The organism is Desulfococcus multivorans (assembly GCF_001854245.1).
Lineage (GTDB): Bacteria > Desulfobacterota > Desulfobacteria > Desulfobacterales > Desulfococcaceae > Desulfococcus > Desulfococcus multivorans.
Window position 1 is genome coordinate 4,415,207 of the sequence record NZ_CP015381.1, and the last position, 16,574, is coordinate 4,431,780.

Genomic DNA, 16,574 nt, shown 5'->3' on the forward strand with positions numbered 1-16,574 from the left:
GTGGATCGAAGACGCGGCCGGTTTAGACGATGGCTCAACCGTCTCATCGATGCGGTAAGCTTCAACGACCAGATCCGGGATCTGGCGGAGATGCTCAATCGGAAAGTCGAGCAGTCCGAAGAAGCGACGCCGGATATAGTCTCCCATCCCGGCGGATTCAACCGTGCGTTTCGAAAGCGGCGAATGGGTATTGCCGAATCCTATATCCGGATCGCCCAGAAACTGGTGCGCAGCGAAGTACACAACCGGCTTCACGCTCTCAAAACCCTGGTGATGCTATCTCTGCACGCCAAAACCATCAGTATGCCCCTCAATACCGCCCGCGTCCAGACGGAAATCATGAAGGAAGCCGTCAAGAACATCCGAAACCGCCGTCGGCAGATGGAGATGATCGCGGATTTTTCCCTGGCCTCTTACGGTCATGAGGCCACCATCCGAAGATTTCTGAAGGAGCTGAAGCGGCTGGAGGTTCCGGAAACCGGCCAACCCCTGAAGAACCTCGACATGGGGTGGGACGCCCACGTCCACGACAACCTCTCAGAGGGCAGAAAAACCCCGAGTCAGTTGGTTCTGGACGCCTTCATCAAGGGAATCTCACGCCTCACCCTGGCCTATTACGACATTCCCCACCGGGATATTGTTTTTGAAGCGATGGAAGCCGGAAGGATACTGGGTGTCGAGGTATCCATCGGCATCGAGTTCAGCGTAGGGCGTCGAACCCGCAGAAAACACTTTCTCTTTCTTCCGCCCGCCGTCACGTTTGAGGCCTTTTTGGAATTCTTCAATTCGAACTGCGCGGTGCTCGCCCATTTTTACGACGGACTGGATGAAAATCGAAACCATCGACGGCGGGTTATCACAGAGATCCTGGAACATTTCAACCGGACCCACCTCATCAACATCAACCAGGGATTCGCCGAAGACAGCATCTTCGCACTTCAGCCGCTTCAGCTCGCGGACCTCGAAAAAATCGTTCCCTACGATCAATTTTCCCGAAACCATCTGAGCGAACTGCTTTATGAGCAACTGAAAGCCGTCCTGAAAAGACGGGTGCTCCTTCTGAAAGCCCAATTCGAAATCTCCCGACAGCTCTTCAGAGAGGACACCCTTACCGGATGGGAACTGGAGCAGATTTCGGCAACCTATCGTCGCATCCGGGAACTTTACACGACCTTAAGCCCGGCACACATCAAAAGCGAATACTTTTCAGGAAAAAATATCTTCGATTACGATTCCGCTTTTGCCTCCGAAGCCGACATCATGCCGGACCTGAAACAATCCGGGGCCCTCATCACCTTCAACCACCCCCTGGAACACGGGTTCGAATCGGCCGTGGAAACCGTTCTTGCCGCTCACCCTTACATCGACCAGATCGAGTTGATGAACATGCGGGACAGCATGGGTCGGGACCCTTCTGAAATCATGCGCCTGACGCGCTTCGTGAGCCTGATCAACACCGGCACCTTGTCGGAAGCAAAGCAATTCCTGGAGGATCTGAACCGACGCCCCATAGACAAATCCCGCCTCGAAAGCGCCTTTGAGAAATACCATCGGAATCTTCTGGTTCCCATAGCCGCCAGCGCCGCCACCGGGTGGAAGCCCCAGGTTCCGGGTATGGGATTCATTCGGGAATCGCGCATTCCGAAAAAATCCCGCAAATATTTTTGTCAGACCCATTATCGCCTGCCCCGACCTGTTTCAGATCTGATCAACGGCGGGGGACGCAGATCGAGTCCGGATCCGGAAAACGACAGGGCGACCGGTACCGTTGACGAGATTTACTGCCTGGGCAAAAGCGGCCATTTCAGACCCAACCTGGTGGGTGACGAAGCACCAATCGAAAATATCGGACTGCGGCGAGCCTGGCGCTACCTCAACCCAGCCCTCAAGAATATGATTCGCGTCGTCATCGGCTTGTTGCCGGCCTACCTCTGGATCGGCTGGGAATATACCTTGATCTGGTTCGGGATTACCTTTTTCCGGAACGTCTTCGTGGATCTCGTCGCCTTTTCAGGTCCCCGCCCCAAGGCATGGTCCTTTCGGGACGTCAATCTCGACAACACCACCCAATCCCTCTTCTGGACCGGCTTTTCAGTTCCCGTCCTGGGAATGGTCAAGCTGGGATTCGACTATTCCTGGCACTTCGCCTTCACCGGGCTCCTTTTCGTGTGGCTCAAATTTCTGGTAATCTGCATCGCCAACGGCCTTTATATCTCGGCGCACAACAAAATCAGGCGGTTCGACAACCGCGTCATTCGCGCCAATTTCTTCAGGAGCATCCTGGCGTGGCCGTTTTCAGCCGCCTTTTCCCCTGTCGGCAACCTGATGCAGGTGCCCAGCATCGTCCAGGCCAAGTTCTGGTCCGACGTGGTCGCAGCCGTTATTGAAGGCACCGGGAAGTTTCAGCAGAAAATCGTTCTCAGAAAACGGGACTACCGCGAAATCCTGCCCCAGCTCCGGTCCGGGGACAGGGATGCCCGCATGACCGCGATGATGGATACCCTCTATATCTGGGGCAAGCGCCAAAGGGGCGCCAGCGGGCTTTCACAGATCCTTCTGGGCAGAGGCGGCCTCAAGGCGGCTGTTTTGGGGGTTTTCAGAAAGGGTGATGCCAGGGATCGGGAACGGCAGGCAGCATCCGGTGCGGCGGATCTCGATCTGATGATCGAGCGTTTCGCGCCCCACCACGTCACCCCGGCGCTTTCCCGGTTCATCCTATCCAAATACACCCATAACGAAGCCATCGTGCTGATCGACATGCTCGACAGCCATCTGATCGATTTCCACGCGTGGTTGAAAAAGCTCCGGAAAAAATCCAGGGGCGGCAAACCACCGAATATCACCGCTTCCTGAAGGCCGCCGCCCGAAACGCTAAATATCGAAAACGACCCGTGCGGTCCACCCTCCCGATGACGGGGCGACACGGATCTGGTGATAGGTGACGGCCTTGATTTCCTGGAGAACGGTATGGCGGACGGGGTCGAAGGTTTCGTAGTGAAGTCGGGCCGAGAGGACAAATGCCGACAGAGACAGGATCTCGACCTTCACAACGAAGCGATCCTCGCCGGTCCACTGATAGAGGACCTCTCTGAGCCAGTTGACCATGAGATCGGGCCAGTCGTCGCCGGAAACCTGAACAACGAGGGTCTCGGATTTCGCGGCTCCGGACTCGCGAATCTCGGCGACCACGTCAAAGAGAGCGAGAACGGTGTCCGCAAAGAGCGACGCCAGATCCGCGGCCGTCACCTCGAGGCCGAAATCGGCCGGATGATCGATGATCTGATAGGTCATGGCCCGTTTCATATCATTTTTCGCTGAATTGGGCGAGGAATAAAAAACAGACCTCAAACAGCCTTGAAAAACCGAACACCGTCGTAACATTCCAAACATGTTCGAATACGCGCCGGAACTGGAAACGGTTCCGGCGTTTTTATGCCCGGAAAGCCGCTTCGCCTCAACCCAGGCAATGCTGCCGGTATGGGAAAACCCGCCCGAAATCCTCAAAAACCTCTTGTAACCCGATCCAAAAAAAGATATAAAGTACTGTTTACGGATATTGTTTTCAATCAGTTCGCCTCTGCAGCGAAAGCACCTTTTCCCACGGAGATTCATGGGCATACTATCATCCACGGTGTCCATCACCCGCTATCGGGTCGATGGAAAGATCGAAGCGCCGGTGTTGGAAAACATCACCAGGGGCCTTGCCGGAAATGCCATTACGGAGATCGATGACGAAGCTTCGGAAAAATCCGTTGGGTGGACCGCCCTGGAGAACCCTTTCCGACCGGATTTCAGCGGGTCTTCCTTCGTCATCGGCGCCTATCTGGTCTTCTCCCTCAGGATCGACAAGAAGACCATCCCGGCCAAGATCGTCAAAAAACACTACCAGATCGCACTGGCCAGGCGGATGACCGACACCGGGCGGGACCATCTCACCAAAAGCGAAAAACAGGAAATCAAGGAAGGGGTGGTCCAGGGGCTCAGTATGCGAATCCCGGCGACCCCCAATGTCTTCGACGTCCTGTGGAATATCGAAGGACAATCGCTTTGGTTTTATTCCACCCAGAAAGCCGCCAATGAGGAGCTCGAAACCCTCTTCGCCAAATCATTCAAATGCAATCTCATCCGGCTCTTTCCTTACACTGTCGCCGAGCTTACCGCCGGGCTTTCGGACGCTGAACGGGATGCCCTGGCCACCCTCACCCCCACGCGGTTTGCGGAGTAGGAGTAGAACATGTTGGACATCGCCGTCGCCTACAATCGATACGCTTTTCTGGGATATGAATTTCTGACCTGGCTGTGGTTCGTTGTGGAAAAAGACCGGGATCTTCTGACCGCCATAGAACCCGAAATGACGACCCTCGCCCTCGGCAACCGCGTCGTCCTCGAAAACAGGATTCAGGAAGCCGTGGAGAGCATCACCATAAAGGGCGACGACGCAGGTCTGGAAGAAGGACTTCTCGCCTTGAGGAAAGGAGCGGTCGTTACGGAGCTCAACCTTGTTTACAGGATCGGGGAACAGGAATGGCGCGTTACAGTAAAAGGGGAAAGCTTCAATATTTCCAATCTCAAAACCCCGGAAATCGGGGCCATCGAAACCCGGGACGATATCGAGGGGTTTCTGCTGGAGAAGGTCTACCTGTATGAAAAGGTCGTCCGGCTCATCGATAAGCTTTACGCCGGGTTTCTCCGACACCGGCTTTCCGCGGACTGGAACGAACGGGTGCTTCCGTTGTTGAAGCAGTGGATCCATGAATAACAGAGGGTTTCCTTTATGAAGTTTGTCATCAATAAAAACGACATTCGCAACATACTGGGTAAGGTGCAGGGCATCACCGGCAGACGGACCAACCTGGCCATCACCGAAACCGTTCTCATTCAGGCAAAAGAGCAGACGATCAAGATCGTTGCCACCGACCTCGAAACAGGCTTCGAAGGCGAATACCCGGCCACGGTCGAATCCGAGGGCACGATCGCCATCAACGCCAAGAAGCTCTTTGAAATCGTGAGGGATTTTCCCAGCGATTCCATCGACATCAACGAAGTGGAGAACCGGTGGATCGAGATCGGCAAGGAGAATATCGAGTACCACATCGTCGGCATGAATCCCGAGGATTTTCCCGATATCCCTCAAGTGGATGACGCACCGTTGTTCGAGATGGACACCCAGTCCCTGAAACGGATGATCGAAAAGACCATCATCATCGGCGGCGCGCCCGATGACAAGCGCGCCCACATCAACGGCATCTACTTCGAAAACCTGGATGACGACGATTCCAAAACACTCAAAATGGTCTCCACCGACGGCAGCCGCCTGTCGACGGTCGATTATCCATATGAAAACGGCGTTTGCCCCATAGAGAAAGGCGTCCTCATCCCCAAAAAAGGGCTTGGCGAGGTGCTGAAATTCCTGGGGCCGGAAAAGACCGTGGCTATCGGTCTGAAGGACAGCCATTTCGTCCTGAAAAAAGAAAACGAAAGCTTCACCATTCGCCTTCTGGAAGGGGAATACCCCAACTACAAAGATATTATCGTAAGAGGAATCGGACATGATGTCCCGGTGGATCGCCAGCTGTTTCTGATGGTCCTTAAACGGATGTCTATCCTTTCCTCGGAAAATTATAGGGGGGTCATCTTCAATTTCGAGAAAAACCTCCTGACCGTCCGGGCAACCAACCCTGAAATCGGGGAATCCAGAGAGGACATGGTCATCAAATTCGCAGGAGATCCCATCGAGGCGGCGTTCAACCCGAAATATTTTATCGACTCTCTTGGGGTGATCGAGGATGAAACCGCCGTGATCAACATCGTCAGCAGCGACAAGCCCTGCCTCGTTGAGGGAGAAAAAGACAAAAGCTATTTAAGCATAATCATGCCGATGAAAATATGACACCACAAAAACGATCCAGCAATAATTATACCGCGGGCAACATCAAGATCCTGGAGGGTCTGGAGGCTGTCCGGAAAAGACCCTCCATGTATATCGGAAACGTCGATATGGAGGGACTTCACCATTTAGTCTACGAGGTCGTCGACAACAGCATCGACGAAGCCATGGCCGGCTATTGCGACACTATCCACGTAACGGTCCACACGGACAATTCCGTCAGCGTGGAGGACAACGGCCGCGGCATCCCCGTGGACATGCATGAAAAGGAGAATGTCCCGGCAGTGGAGGTTGTTCTGACAAAGCTTCATGCCGGTGGAAAATTCGACAAGAACTCCTATAAGGTTTCGGGGGGGCTTCACGGTGTAGGGATATCGGTGGTGAACGCTTTGTCGTCATTTCTCGAGGTGGAGATCTACACCGACGGGAAAATCCATCACCAGACCTATTCACGGGGGGCCAAAACCAGCGAATTGACCATTCTCGGCGAAACCGATAAACAGGGGACAAAGGTTCACTTCAAGCCCGACACCGAGATCATGAACTCCGATAATTTCAATTCGGAGATCCTGAGCCGGCGGCTTCGGGAACTGGCCTTCCTGAACAAGGGGGTCCGGATCACCATCGAGGACGAACGGTCGGATTTAAAGGAGGCGTTCTTTTACGAAGGAGGGTTGGCCTCATTCGTGGAATATCTCAATCGGCGCCATACACCGCTCCACGACCCCATCTTCATTCAGGGGGAACGGAACGAGGTCCAGATCGAGGTCGCGATCCAATACAATGACACGTACAAGGAGAAGATGTTCTCCTTTGCCAACAATATCAACACGATTGAAGGCGGGTTCCACTTGATCGGCTTCAAAGCGGCCCTGACCCGGAGTCTCAACAATTACGCCGGCAACGGAAACCTGCCCAAGAACCTCCAGGCCAAAATCAGTGGTGATGACGTCCGGGAAGGCCTTTCGGCCATCATCAGCATCCGCATCAAGGAACCCCAGTTCGAGGGACAGACCAAGACCAAGCTGGGCAACAGCGAGGTGAAGGGCCTCGTGGAATCCCTGGTCAACGAGAAGCTGTCCATATATCTGGGCGAAAACCCGGCGGTGGCCAGGAAGATTCTCGCCAAGGCGGTGGACGCAGCCCGTGCCAGGGATGCGGCCAAGCGTGCCCGCGACCTGGCCCGAAGCACCGGCGCTCTTACGGACTCCACTCTTCCGGGCAAACTAGCGGACTGTCAGTATTCCGACCCCAAAGACCGGGAGCTTTTTCTCGTGGAGGGGGACAGCGCCGGCGGTTCGGCCAAGCAGGGTCGGGATCGGAGATTTCAGGCCATTCTCCCCCTCAAGGGAAAGATCCTGAACGTCGAAAAAGCCCGGCTCGACAAAATCCTCCGGAGCGACGAGATCAAAAATATCATTACGGCCCTGGGCGCGGGGGTGGGAAGAGAAGAGTACGACATCAACAAGATCCGGTACCACAAGGTCATCATCATGACCGACGCGGACGTGGACGGATCCCATATCCGGACGCTGCTCCTGACTTTCTTCTACCGCCAGATGAGAGAGATCATCGAAAAAGGGTACCTTTACATTGCTCAACCCCCGCTGTTTCGCATCGGCAAGGGTAAAAACGAACTCTATCTGAAGGATGAGGCAAGCCTGAACGATCACCTCCTGCGACGGATCTGTTCTCAGAAAGTCCTTAGATGCGGTCCCGAAGGCGTCCCCATCTCCGACAACGCACTCTATCTTTACGTGGGGGATCTCTCGGAATACCTCAGAGGGCTTTCACGACTGTCCCGGGAGGGCATCGGATCGGATATCATCGAATTCCTGATCCGTTACGGTCTCGATGAGACCTTTCTGCAGGATCGGGATAAGATGATGAACCTGAAAGCGGCGCTCGCCGAGCGGGAGTGCGAGGTGACCGTTCCCGAATGGAGCGAGGAACGCGGGATTTACGAGATGACCATCAGGGCCTGCGAAAGGATGCGGGAAGATACGATCATCCGGGATATCACCGCCAAGACGTACGAACCCCTGAAACTTGGACGACGTTTCGTGCACTCTCCGGAATTTCAGAAATGCCTCCGGCTCTCCGAAAAGATCTTCGCCTTCGGGGATGCGCCGTTTACGGTGGAAAACGCTGAGAAAGGCACCGATTCCCGATCCTTTCCCGACAGACACACCCTGCTCAACTACTTGCTGGAGGAGGGGAAAAAGGGCATCCAGATCCAGCGGTACAAAGGCCTCGGAGAAATGAATCCCGGACAGCTCTGGGAGACCACCATGAATCCCGAACCCAACAAACGGACGCTCTTGAAGGTCAAGATCGAGGATGCCGTCGAGGCCGACGAAATCTTCACCCTTCTCATGGGAGATGTGGTCGAACCCCGTCGGGACTTTATTCAGAGCAACGCCCTCGAAGTCAGCACACTGGACATTTAGCACGAGTATTGTCCGTAAATCGGTTTTTATATTGAGCTCCGATGGACGCCGGGGCACCCAAAGCGCAACGATTGGCTCAAGGAGGTGGACCGTCACATGATACCCCTGTTATCCGACCCGAACGATCCCGTCTCCATTATTGAAATCATCAAAAGTGTCGTCGGTCTTGTTGCTACCTGCCTGGGTCTCATCGTCATCCTTATCGGGCTCCGGTACGCCATGCAGATTTTCCAACTCGTCTTCACCATTCTCAATTCCCCATCGTATCTGAACGGCGTCATTCACGAGATGGCGGAGAGCATCGGTGGAAGGGCGTTCGATATCCGGCTGGACGGCAGAGCCGTTCCCCTGGCCAATCTCATGGCCCTCACGGTTTACTGCTGCGGGGCCTTCCTGGCCGCATGGCTGACCTTGGCATTGATGCACACCGGCGCGAAAATCGTATCGCTCACGGCAGGCGACCGAAACGCAGTGAGGGAGATTCTGAAAAACGTCTTCCCGAAATCCCTCCAAACGAAAGGGGCCACATCGAATCAAGACCCCGAACCCCGCTCTACCGCCCGTCACCCGTCCTGAACCCCATCGGTCCGGACGGCGGAATCTGGATTCATAACCATGGAATCGGTTTCGTGCCTGAAATACCAACAGAAAAGCGTACCGAAAAAAACTCAACTTTCGACTTTTGTGATGGTGACCGGATAGCGGTGCCGGGAGGATACGGCCTATGAAAGTCGAAAGTTGAGAGAGAGAAAAAAAACGGGTAACCGCTTTCGCCGTAACCCGTTGATTTTATCTGGTCGGGGCGGAGGGATTTGAACCCCCGGCTTTCTGCTCCCAAAGCAGACGCGCTACCAGGCTGCGCCACGCCCCGATGTCTTTGACGTGATTGCGTTAGCATGATCCTCGCCGGAATGCAAGATTTTGTTGAACGAAAAACCGGGATAACCACTTCTTTTTTCAATTTTTCTTGACACCTAAATCGTTAGGTATTAGATTACAAGGCTGTATATCTTAATAGTGGTTATTTCAGGCTATTATCGCATTTTACCAACCAAAGCGAGGGCAACACGGGCTGTTTGGCGGGTTTTTGGCAAATACGACAAATGCGAGAGTGGCGGAACTGGTAGACGCACTGGACTTAGGATCCAGCTCTGGGGACAGAGTGGGAGTTCGAGTCTCCCCTCTCGCACCAAGATAAGGTTTCAATTCAACGTGCCTGAAGGGGGTGTCTGACTTCAGGCATTTGATTTATTTGGAGAGGATAACGATGGAAGTGAATGTGGAAGATCTGAGCAGCGTGAAAAAAGTTTTGCATATTGAAATCCCGCAGGATGTGGTTAAACGCGAGATCGACAATGCCTACAAAGAACTCAAGAAAACCGCAAAGATCAAAGGTTTTCGTCCTGGAAAGGCCCCGCGGCAGGTGCTGGAGCGACACTATAAAAAGGATGTGCATGCGGATGTCTCCTCCAAATTGATCCAGGACTCGTTTGCCGAGGCCGTGAAGGAAAACAACCTGGAGGTCATCGGAAGCCCTCAGATCGATCCCCCGGATCTGGCCTATGACAAACCCTATGCCTATGATGCCGCCGTCGAGATCCGACCTGTACTCGACACCATCGATTTTTCGGGTATCCAGCTGAAGAAGACGATCTATAAAGTTACGGACCAGGAGATCGACACGCAGCTGAAAGCCCTTCAGAAAAATCTGACCCGGCAGGAAAAGATCGACGAATTCCGTCCGGCCCGGTCCGGCGATTTTGTTCTCATCGACTACGAAGGATTTAAAGACGGCAAACCCTTTGAAGAAACTCAGATGACGGAGAACTTCACCCTGAAGATCGGGGCCGGACAGATCGCGGATGCGATGGACGACGCGATCGTCGGCATGAAGCCCGATGAAACCCGGACCGCGACCGTGACATTTCCCGAGGACCATGCCAACGACAAACTGAAGGGTCAGACGATCGAATTCAATATCACCCTCAAAGAGATCCGCAAGGAAGTTGTTCCGGAAATAGATGACGATTTCGCTAAACAATTCGGCAAGTTCGAGACCCTGGATGCGCTGAAGGCCGAAATTATCCAGAATCTTTCCCAGGGATACGAGAAGCGGACGGAACAGGAATTGAACGAACAGATCTTTTCGACGCTTCTGGAGCGGATAGCCTTTGAGGTGCCGGATGCCATGATCGAATATGAGCTTGAGGGCATTGTTTCGGATGCCGAACGGACCTTCAGCTACCATAATATGAGCATGGAGCAGATCGGCATGACCCACGAGACCCTTCGCGAAAAATATCGGGACACGGCCCTCAAGCAGGTCAAACGCCATCTGATTCTGGGCAAGATCATCGAGCAGGAACCGTTGGAACTCTCGGAAGCCGAACTGGTCCAGGGTTTTGAAAACATGGCGAAGACCTTCCATCAACCGGCGGAAGAAATCCGGAAATACTACGAAGCCCCGGAAAACCAGGAACGGCTCGCCTATTTCAAACACACTTTACTTGAAAAGAAAGCGATAGAACTTATTATTAACAAGAGTGATATCGAAGAGGTACCAGCGGAAATCGCCGCGGAAACAGAAGAAAGCGTTTAATCGTAAGTGCAGATACCTGAAGTCGTTTCAGGTATCTGCTTCGGCATCCCCTCTGTTATCCTGATTCTCTCTTCTAATCACCTGTTGACTTACATGAGTTCTCATGAATCCTCTCCCCATGAAAATGCCCATGGGTCGACGGGGTTCCGTCAGATGTCCCACATTAACGATTAAAACAAGGAGTGTACTGTGCCGTTAATCCCAATGGTCGTTGAGCAGAGCAGCAGAGGCGAGCGCGCTTATGACATTTATTCGAGGCTCTTGAAAGACAGAATCATATTTCTGGGCACGGCGATTACGGATGAAGTGGCCAATCTTTTGATTGCCCAGTTTCTTTTTCTCGAATCCGAAGATCCGGAAAAAGACATCAATTTTTACATCAACTCCCCCGGCGGCGTCGTCACATCCGGCCTCGCCATCTACGATACAATGCAGTATATCAAACCCGATATCGCCACCGTGTGCCTCGGCCAGGCGGCGAGTATGGGTGCCGTTCTTCTGGCCGCCGGCGCCAAGGGAAAGCGGTATGCCCTTCCCAATTCCCGGATTATGATCCATCAGCCCATGGGCGGTTCCCAGGGGCAGGCGTCGGATATCGCCATCCAGGCCAAGGAGATCCTTCGCATGAGGGACGCTCTCAACGAAATCCTGGCGAAGCATACCGGCCAGGATTTGGAGCGGGTCCAGCGCGATACGGACCGTGATTTCTTCATGTCCGGTCAGGACGCCAAAGAATACGGGATCATCGACCACGTCATGGCCAGTCGGGATGATCTCGATCATCTGGAAGAGAAAAAGGAGTAAATGCGATGAGCAGAAAAAACGAGGAAAACGACAATCTCTTCTGTTCCTTTTGCGGCAAAAGCCAGAATGAGGTCAAGAAGCTGATTGCGGGTCCGGCCGTGTATATATGCGATGAATGTATTCAGCTGTGCAGTGAAATCATCGAGGAAGAGAGCGAGAAGGACGCCCGGGAAACCGAGATCGCTATGATTCCAAAGGAAATCAAGAAGATGCTTGATGAATACGTCATCGAACAGGAGGATGCCAAAAAGGTTCTGTCGGTGGCGGTATACAATCATTACAAGCGACTTGAGTCCCACGTGGTATCGGGCGATGTGGAGATTCAGAAAAGCAACATCCTCTTGATCGGCCCTACGGGTTCAGGGAAAACCCTCCTGGCCCAGACCCTGGCCCGGTTTCTCAACGTCCCCTTCACCATTGCGGATGCCACAAGCCTGACCGAGGCCGGATATGTGGGGGAAGATGTGGAAAACATCATCCTTTCCCTGCTTCAGAACGCCGACTATGACGTCGAGAAGGCTAAAAAAGGGATTGTTTACATCGATGAGATCGACAAGATCGCCAGCAAATCGGACAATCCCTCCATCACTCGAGATGTCTCGGGGGAGGGCGTTCAGCAGGCGCTTTTGAAAATCATCGAGGGAACCACGGCCAGCGTTCCCCCAAAGGGGGGCCGAAAGCATCCCCAGCAGGATTTCGTGAAGGTCGACACCTCGAATATTCTTTTTATTTGCGGCGGCACCTTCAACGGGCTCGACAAGATCGTTCGGCAGCGGACCGGCTCCAAGACCATGGGCTTCGGTTCCAAGATAACGCAATCGGACGATCGCAATATCGGCGACATCCTGAAAGACGTTCAGCCGGAAGACCTTATCAAGTTTGGTCTCATCCCCGAATTTCTGGGACGTCTGCCCGTCATCGCGACCCTGGGAGAGCTCAACGCTTCCTCTCTGATCCGCATCCTGACCGAGCCCAAAAACGCTTTGGTCAAACAGTACCGGAAGCTCTTCGAAATGGAAGGCGTCAACCTGAGATTGACAGACAGCGCCCTCTCCGCTATTGCACAGGAAGCCCTGAAACGCAAATCAGGCGCGCGCGGGCTTCGGGCGATCATGGAAGGCTGCATGCTCGGTATCATGTACGAAATCCCCTCCATCGGGAACGTCAAGGAATGCGTCATCGGTGAGGATGTCGTTCTGAACAAAGAGGAGCCCATTCTCCTATATGAGCAAACCAAAAAACAGGCTTAAGGATCCACTGATAGCATAATGATCAATTTTCCGAAAATCTTACGTAAAGAAGACGATTCCGGTTCGACGAACCTGGTGCTGCCCCTTTTGCCGCTGAGAGACATTGTCGTATTCCCTCATATGGTAGCGCCGCTCTTCGTGGGACGGACCAAATCGGTGAATGCACTTGCCGATGCCATGAACAGCGAGAAAAGCGTGTTTCTCGCCATCCAGAAAAAAGCGGGAATCGACAAGCCGGAGCCCAAGGACATTCATTCCATAGGAACCGTCGGCAATGTGCTGCAGCTCCTTCGCTTGCCTGACGGTACCGTAAAGGCTCTGGTCGAGGGAAAAGTCAGGGGGGTGATCCATAATTTCATCCCCAACGACGACTTTTTTCAGGTGGAAGCCTCCATTTTGGCGGAGCCGGTCCCCGATGAACCCGATGTCGCCGCCCTCACCCGGGCCATCATCGACAGCTTCGAGGAATATGCAAAATTAAACAAGAGCATCTCCAAGGACCTGATCAACAATGTTTCCGCCATAACGGACCCTTCGAAGCTGGCGGACACCGTCGCGGCCCATTTCTCCTTCAAGATCGAGGACAAGCAGCGGCTGCTGGAAGAGATCGATCCATATAAGCGGCTTTCTTATCTGCTCGGCCTGATCAAGATGGAGGTCGAGGTCTACGAAATGGACCAGCGTATCAAGGTCCGGGTCAAGGAACAGATGGAGAAGACCCAGAAAAACTATTATCTCAACGAGCAGATGCGCGCCATCAAGAAAGAGATGGGGGCTGAAGACGACGGGGCGGAGGAACTGGATGAACTGGAAAAGCGGATCAAGCGCAAGCGAATGACCAAAGAGGCCAAGGCCAAGGTTTATCAGGAGTTCAAAAAACTCAAGCTGATGACCCCCATGTCGGCCGAGGCCACGGTGGTGCGCAACTACATCGAATGGATTATCAGCCTTCCATGGTTCGACCGCAGCCGCATCACCACCGATATCGATGCGGCGGAAAAAATTCTGGACGAGGATCATTACGGGCTCGAAAAACCCAAGGAGCGGATCATCGAGTACCTGGCCGTTCAATCCCTGGTGAAAAAGCTCAAGGGACCCATCCTTTGCCTGGTGGGGCCGCCGGGAGTGGGAAAAACCTCCATCGCCAAGTCTGTTGCGAGGGCCACGGGCCGGAAATTTGTCCGCCTCTCCCTGGGGGGCGTTCGGGATGAGGCGGAGATTCGCGGCCACCGGCGGACCTACATCGGTGCCATGCCCGGAAAGGTCCTCCAATCCCTCAAAAAAGTGGGCGTAAACAATCCGGTCTTCTGTCTTGACGAAGTCGACAAAATGAGCATGGACTTCAGAGGGGATCCTTCGGCGGCGCTTCTGGAGGTGCTCGATCCCGAGCAGAACAACGCCTTTAACGACCATTACCTGGATCTGGATTACGATCTCTCGGAGATATTTTTCATCACCACGGCCAACACCCTGCCCGACATTCCCCTCCCCCTCCAGGATCGGATGGAGATTATCCGTCTGCCGGGGTATACGGAGTATGAAAAATACCACATCGCAAAGGGGTATCTGGTCTCCAAACAGATCGAGGCCAACGGGCTTTCGGGAAAGGATATTCAATTCAACAAAAGTGCCATATACACGATCATTCAACAGTACACCCGCGAGGCCGGCGTTCGAAATCTCGAGCGTGAAATCGCATCCATCTGTCGAAAGATCGCCCGGGAATTCATGAAAGATCCTTCCATCGAATCCTTCCGCGTCACGCCCAAATCGGTTCAGAAATATCTGGGCCCGCCCCGCTTCCGGCACAGCCAGCTGGAGGAGAAGGACCAGGTGGGTATCGTCAACGGACTCGCCTGGACCCAGTTCGGCGGGGAACTCCTCTGCGTGGAAACCGCAATCATGCCGGGCAAGGGAAACCTGACCGTCACCGGAAAACTGGGGGACGTCATGAAGGAATCCGCCCAGGCCGCTTTCAGCTATGTTCGCTCACGGGCCAACACTCTTGCCATCGACGTTGATTTTTACAAAAAAATCGATCTCCACATCCACGTTCCGGAGGGGGCTATCCCCAAGGACGGCCCGTCCGCGGGCATCGCAATGGGGGTATCGCTGGCGTCGGCGCTTACCGGACGTCCTGTCCATCGAGACATCGCCATGACCGGAGAGATCACCCTCCGAGGCCGGGTGCTGCCCATCGGAGGCCTCAAGGAAAAAATCCTGGCGGCTCATCGGGCCGGCATCCGAAAGGTCTTGATGCCCAAGGAGAACGAGAAAGACCTGAAGGACATCCCTGCGGCGGTATCCAAGCAAATCGAAATCGTTCCCGTGGATCACATGGATGAGGTGCTCTTCCATGCCCTGCTGCCGCAACAGGCCGACAAAAGCCCCGTGGCGGGGGATGCGGCGATGTCCGTCGAGATGATCCCCAAAGAGCCGGACGACATGGTCCAGGGCTCCACGATCAATTGATGGAAAAATAAAGAGAGACCGATAAATTTATCTTGACATCCCTTGATCAAATTGGTATTTACTCTTCGCTTTTGACGGAAACGTTGCGGAGCAAGGGCGGGTAGCTCAGTTGGGAGAGCATCGGCCTTACAAGCCGAGGGTCACAGGTTCAAGCCCTGTTCCGCCCATCATCAGTCGCTTGACATTCTAAAGTTACCATTCGGGGGCGTAGTTCAGTTTGGTTAGAACGCCGGCCTGTCACGCCGGAGGTCGCGAGTTCGAGTCTCGTCGCTCCCGCCACAAATTCCTAATAAGTTCGACGCATTAGCCACCTTCGGGTGGCTTTTGCCGTTGTAGGTATGTTGTAGTTTTCGGGCCTCGGCATATGCTGCCTTGGCATTGGCCGACTGCCCTTGAAAATATCGCTCGAACGCCGCGTTGGTGCTGTGCATCGTTCCGTGTTTGATCTGCTCCGGGCTCATCACCTGGCCGAGCGCCGTTACCGTGCTGTGTTTTGTCCCGCCGTAAAGGTCCACGCCCTCGATACCCAAGTTCTCACAGGCCCGCGTCCACCACTTGTAAAACATCCGCTTTCCGAATGGCTGCCCCGCCTTCGCGCCGTTTGCGGTCTTGTCATGCCGAAAAAAATGCAGATCCGGCAGACCGCGCGGCATCGCCTTCAGGGCCTCGATGTCTTCATCGAGCAGTGGGACCACCTTCGGCCGTTTCTCTTTTGGTGATGGGATCACGATTGCGCCGAGTTTGTGGTTGATCTGCCCTTCTCTCAGTGAAAGCATTTCCGCCGGCCGTATGGACACATACGTTGCAAGCCAACGGATACCCAGGGCGATCTTAGGCGATATGTGCACCGATATCCGGCCCACCTCATCAATGATGGCCTGCTGTGTCTCCAGGTCGATGATATTCCTCCAGCCAAGTTCGAATCGGATCTCGGGAAATCTCGGCATCGCCTCAAGAACATCCCGCCGGACAAGCCATGTCCAGAAGGCATGAAGTGCGCTCTTCATGTCGGCCCTGGTCTTGTCGGAAAAATCCTGTGCCCATAACAGGTCTTCTATCTCAGCGTAGCCTATGTTTTTGATGTTCACCTCCCCCCAGGCGTCAGTGGCCCT

At 54.0% G+C, this 16,574-nt stretch carries 12 protein-coding genes and 4 tRNA genes; 14 read left to right on the forward strand and 2 right to left on the reverse strand.

Annotated features, from left to right (window positions below; translation table 11 throughout):
- Entirely contained in the window at window positions 1-2,853 is a 2,853-nt protein-coding gene (locus dmul_RS19360) for a PHP domain-containing protein (protein WP_144016640.1), read from the forward strand.
- An 18-nt stretch (window positions 2,854-2,871) separates the two neighbouring features.
- On the opposite strand, the gene dmul_RS20535 is transcribed toward dmul_RS19360, so the two are convergent.
- A complete protein-coding gene (locus tag dmul_RS20535) occupies window positions 2,872-3,291 on the reverse strand; it encodes an archease (protein WP_159449746.1) in 420 nt (139 codons plus the stop codon).
- A gap of 319 nt (window positions 3,292-3,610) precedes the next feature.
- Here dmul_RS20535 and rdgC point away from each other — a divergent pair, with 319 nt between their 5' ends.
- From rdgC to dmul_RS19390, 5 genes are all read left to right on the forward strand, one after another.
- Entirely contained in the window at window positions 3,611-4,225 is a 615-nt protein-coding gene (rdgC, locus tag dmul_RS19370) for a recombination-associated protein RdgC (protein ID WP_020878189.1), read from the forward strand.
- A gap of 9 nt (window positions 4,226-4,234) precedes the next feature.
- Entirely contained in the window at window positions 4,235-4,759 is a 525-nt protein-coding gene (locus dmul_RS19375; RefSeq protein ID WP_020878190.1) for a hypothetical protein, read from the forward strand.
- 15 nt (window positions 4,760-4,774) lie between these two features.
- Window positions 4,775-5,890, forward strand: coding sequence for a DNA polymerase III subunit beta (gene dnaN, locus dmul_RS19380; RefSeq protein WP_020878191.1), 1,116 nt, complete (start codon window positions 4,775-4,777; stop codon window positions 5,888-5,890).
- Window positions 5,887-8,337, forward strand: a complete 2,451-nt coding sequence (gyrB, locus tag dmul_RS19385) for a DNA topoisomerase (ATP-hydrolyzing) subunit B (RefSeq protein WP_020878192.1) — start codon at window positions 5,887-5,889, stop codon at window positions 8,335-8,337. Before dnaN ends, gyrB begins: the two co-directional genes overlap by 4 nt.
- Before the next feature lie 96 nt (window positions 8,338-8,433).
- Window positions 8,434-8,913, forward strand: a complete 480-nt coding sequence (locus dmul_RS19390; RefSeq protein ID WP_020878193.1) for a hypothetical protein — start codon at window positions 8,434-8,436, stop codon at window positions 8,911-8,913.
- Between the two features lie 218 nt (window positions 8,914-9,131).
- Here dmul_RS19390 and dmul_RS19395 read toward each other — a convergent pair.
- A tRNA-Pro gene (locus dmul_RS19395) sits at window positions 9,132-9,208 on the reverse strand.
- Between the two features lie 234 nt (window positions 9,209-9,442).
- Here dmul_RS19395 and dmul_RS19400 point away from each other — a divergent pair.
- The 8 genes from dmul_RS19400 (at window position 9,443) to dmul_RS19435 (ending at window position 16,181) form a co-directional block, all read left to right on the forward strand.
- Window positions 9,443-9,529 (forward strand) — tRNA-Leu (locus dmul_RS19400).
- Window positions 9,530-9,604: 75 nt separating this feature from the next.
- Window positions 9,605-10,936, forward strand: coding sequence for a trigger factor (gene tig / locus dmul_RS19405; RefSeq protein WP_020878194.1), 1,332 nt, complete (start codon window positions 9,605-9,607; stop codon window positions 10,934-10,936).
- Between the two features lie 189 nt (window positions 10,937-11,125).
- Window positions 11,126-11,740: an ATP-dependent Clp endopeptidase proteolytic subunit ClpP gene (gene clpP / locus dmul_RS19410; RefSeq protein WP_020878195.1), complete on the forward strand. Its 615-nt coding sequence runs from the start codon at window positions 11,126-11,128 to the stop codon at window positions 11,738-11,740.
- Window positions 11,741-11,745: 5 nt separating this feature from the next.
- Window positions 11,746-12,990 (forward strand): ATP-dependent Clp protease ATP-binding subunit ClpX, encoded by a 1,245-nt coding sequence (clpX, locus tag dmul_RS19415; protein WP_020878196.1) that lies wholly within the window; start codon window positions 11,746-11,748, stop codon window positions 12,988-12,990.
- An 18-nt stretch (window positions 12,991-13,008) separates the two neighbouring features.
- The gene (lon, locus tag dmul_RS19420; protein ID WP_020878197.1) at window positions 13,009-15,462 is read left to right on the forward strand and encodes an endopeptidase La; all 2,454 of its coding nucleotides are present in this window, start codon (window positions 13,009-13,011) and stop codon (window positions 15,460-15,462) included.
- 94 nt (window positions 15,463-15,556) lie between these two features.
- Window positions 15,557-15,629, forward strand: a tRNA-Val gene (locus dmul_RS19425).
- A 34-nt stretch (window positions 15,630-15,663) separates the two neighbouring features.
- A tRNA-Asp gene (locus dmul_RS19430) sits at window positions 15,664-15,741 on the forward strand.
- Window positions 15,742-15,854: 113 nt separating this feature from the next.
- The gene (locus tag dmul_RS19435) at window positions 15,855-16,181 is read left to right on the forward strand and encodes a hypothetical protein (protein ID WP_153302764.1); all 327 of its coding nucleotides are present in this window, start codon (window positions 15,855-15,857) and stop codon (window positions 16,179-16,181) included.
- Window positions 16,182-16,574: the final 393 nt, after the last annotated feature.

Coding starts and splice junctions, on each gene's coding strand:
- dmul_RS19390 (WP_020878193.1), top strand. CDS start 8,434: ATGATACCCCTGTTATCCGACCCGAACGATCCCGTCTCCATTATTGAA.
- rdgC (WP_020878189.1), top strand. CDS start 3,611: ATGGGCATACTATCATCCACGGTGTCCATCACCCGCTATCGGGTCGAT.
- tig (WP_020878194.1), top strand. CDS start 9,605: ATGGAAGTGAATGTGGAAGATCTGAGCAGCGTGAAAAAAGTTTTGCAT.
- dmul_RS20535 (WP_159449746.1), bottom strand. CDS start 3,291: ATGACCTATCAGATCATCGATCATCCGGCCGATTTCGGCCTCGAGGTG.
- clpX (WP_020878196.1), top strand. CDS start 11,746: ATGAGCAGAAAAAACGAGGAAAACGACAATCTCTTCTGTTCCTTTTGC.
- lon (WP_020878197.1), top strand. CDS start 13,009: ATGATCAATTTTCCGAAAATCTTACGTAAAGAAGACGATTCCGGTTCG.
- dmul_RS19375 (WP_020878190.1), top strand. CDS start 4,235: ATGTTGGACATCGCCGTCGCCTACAATCGATACGCTTTTCTGGGATAT.
- gyrB (WP_020878192.1), top strand. CDS start 5,887: ATGACACCACAAAAACGATCCAGCAATAATTATACCGCGGGCAACATC.
- dnaN (WP_020878191.1), top strand. CDS start 4,775: ATGAAGTTTGTCATCAATAAAAACGACATTCGCAACATACTGGGTAAG.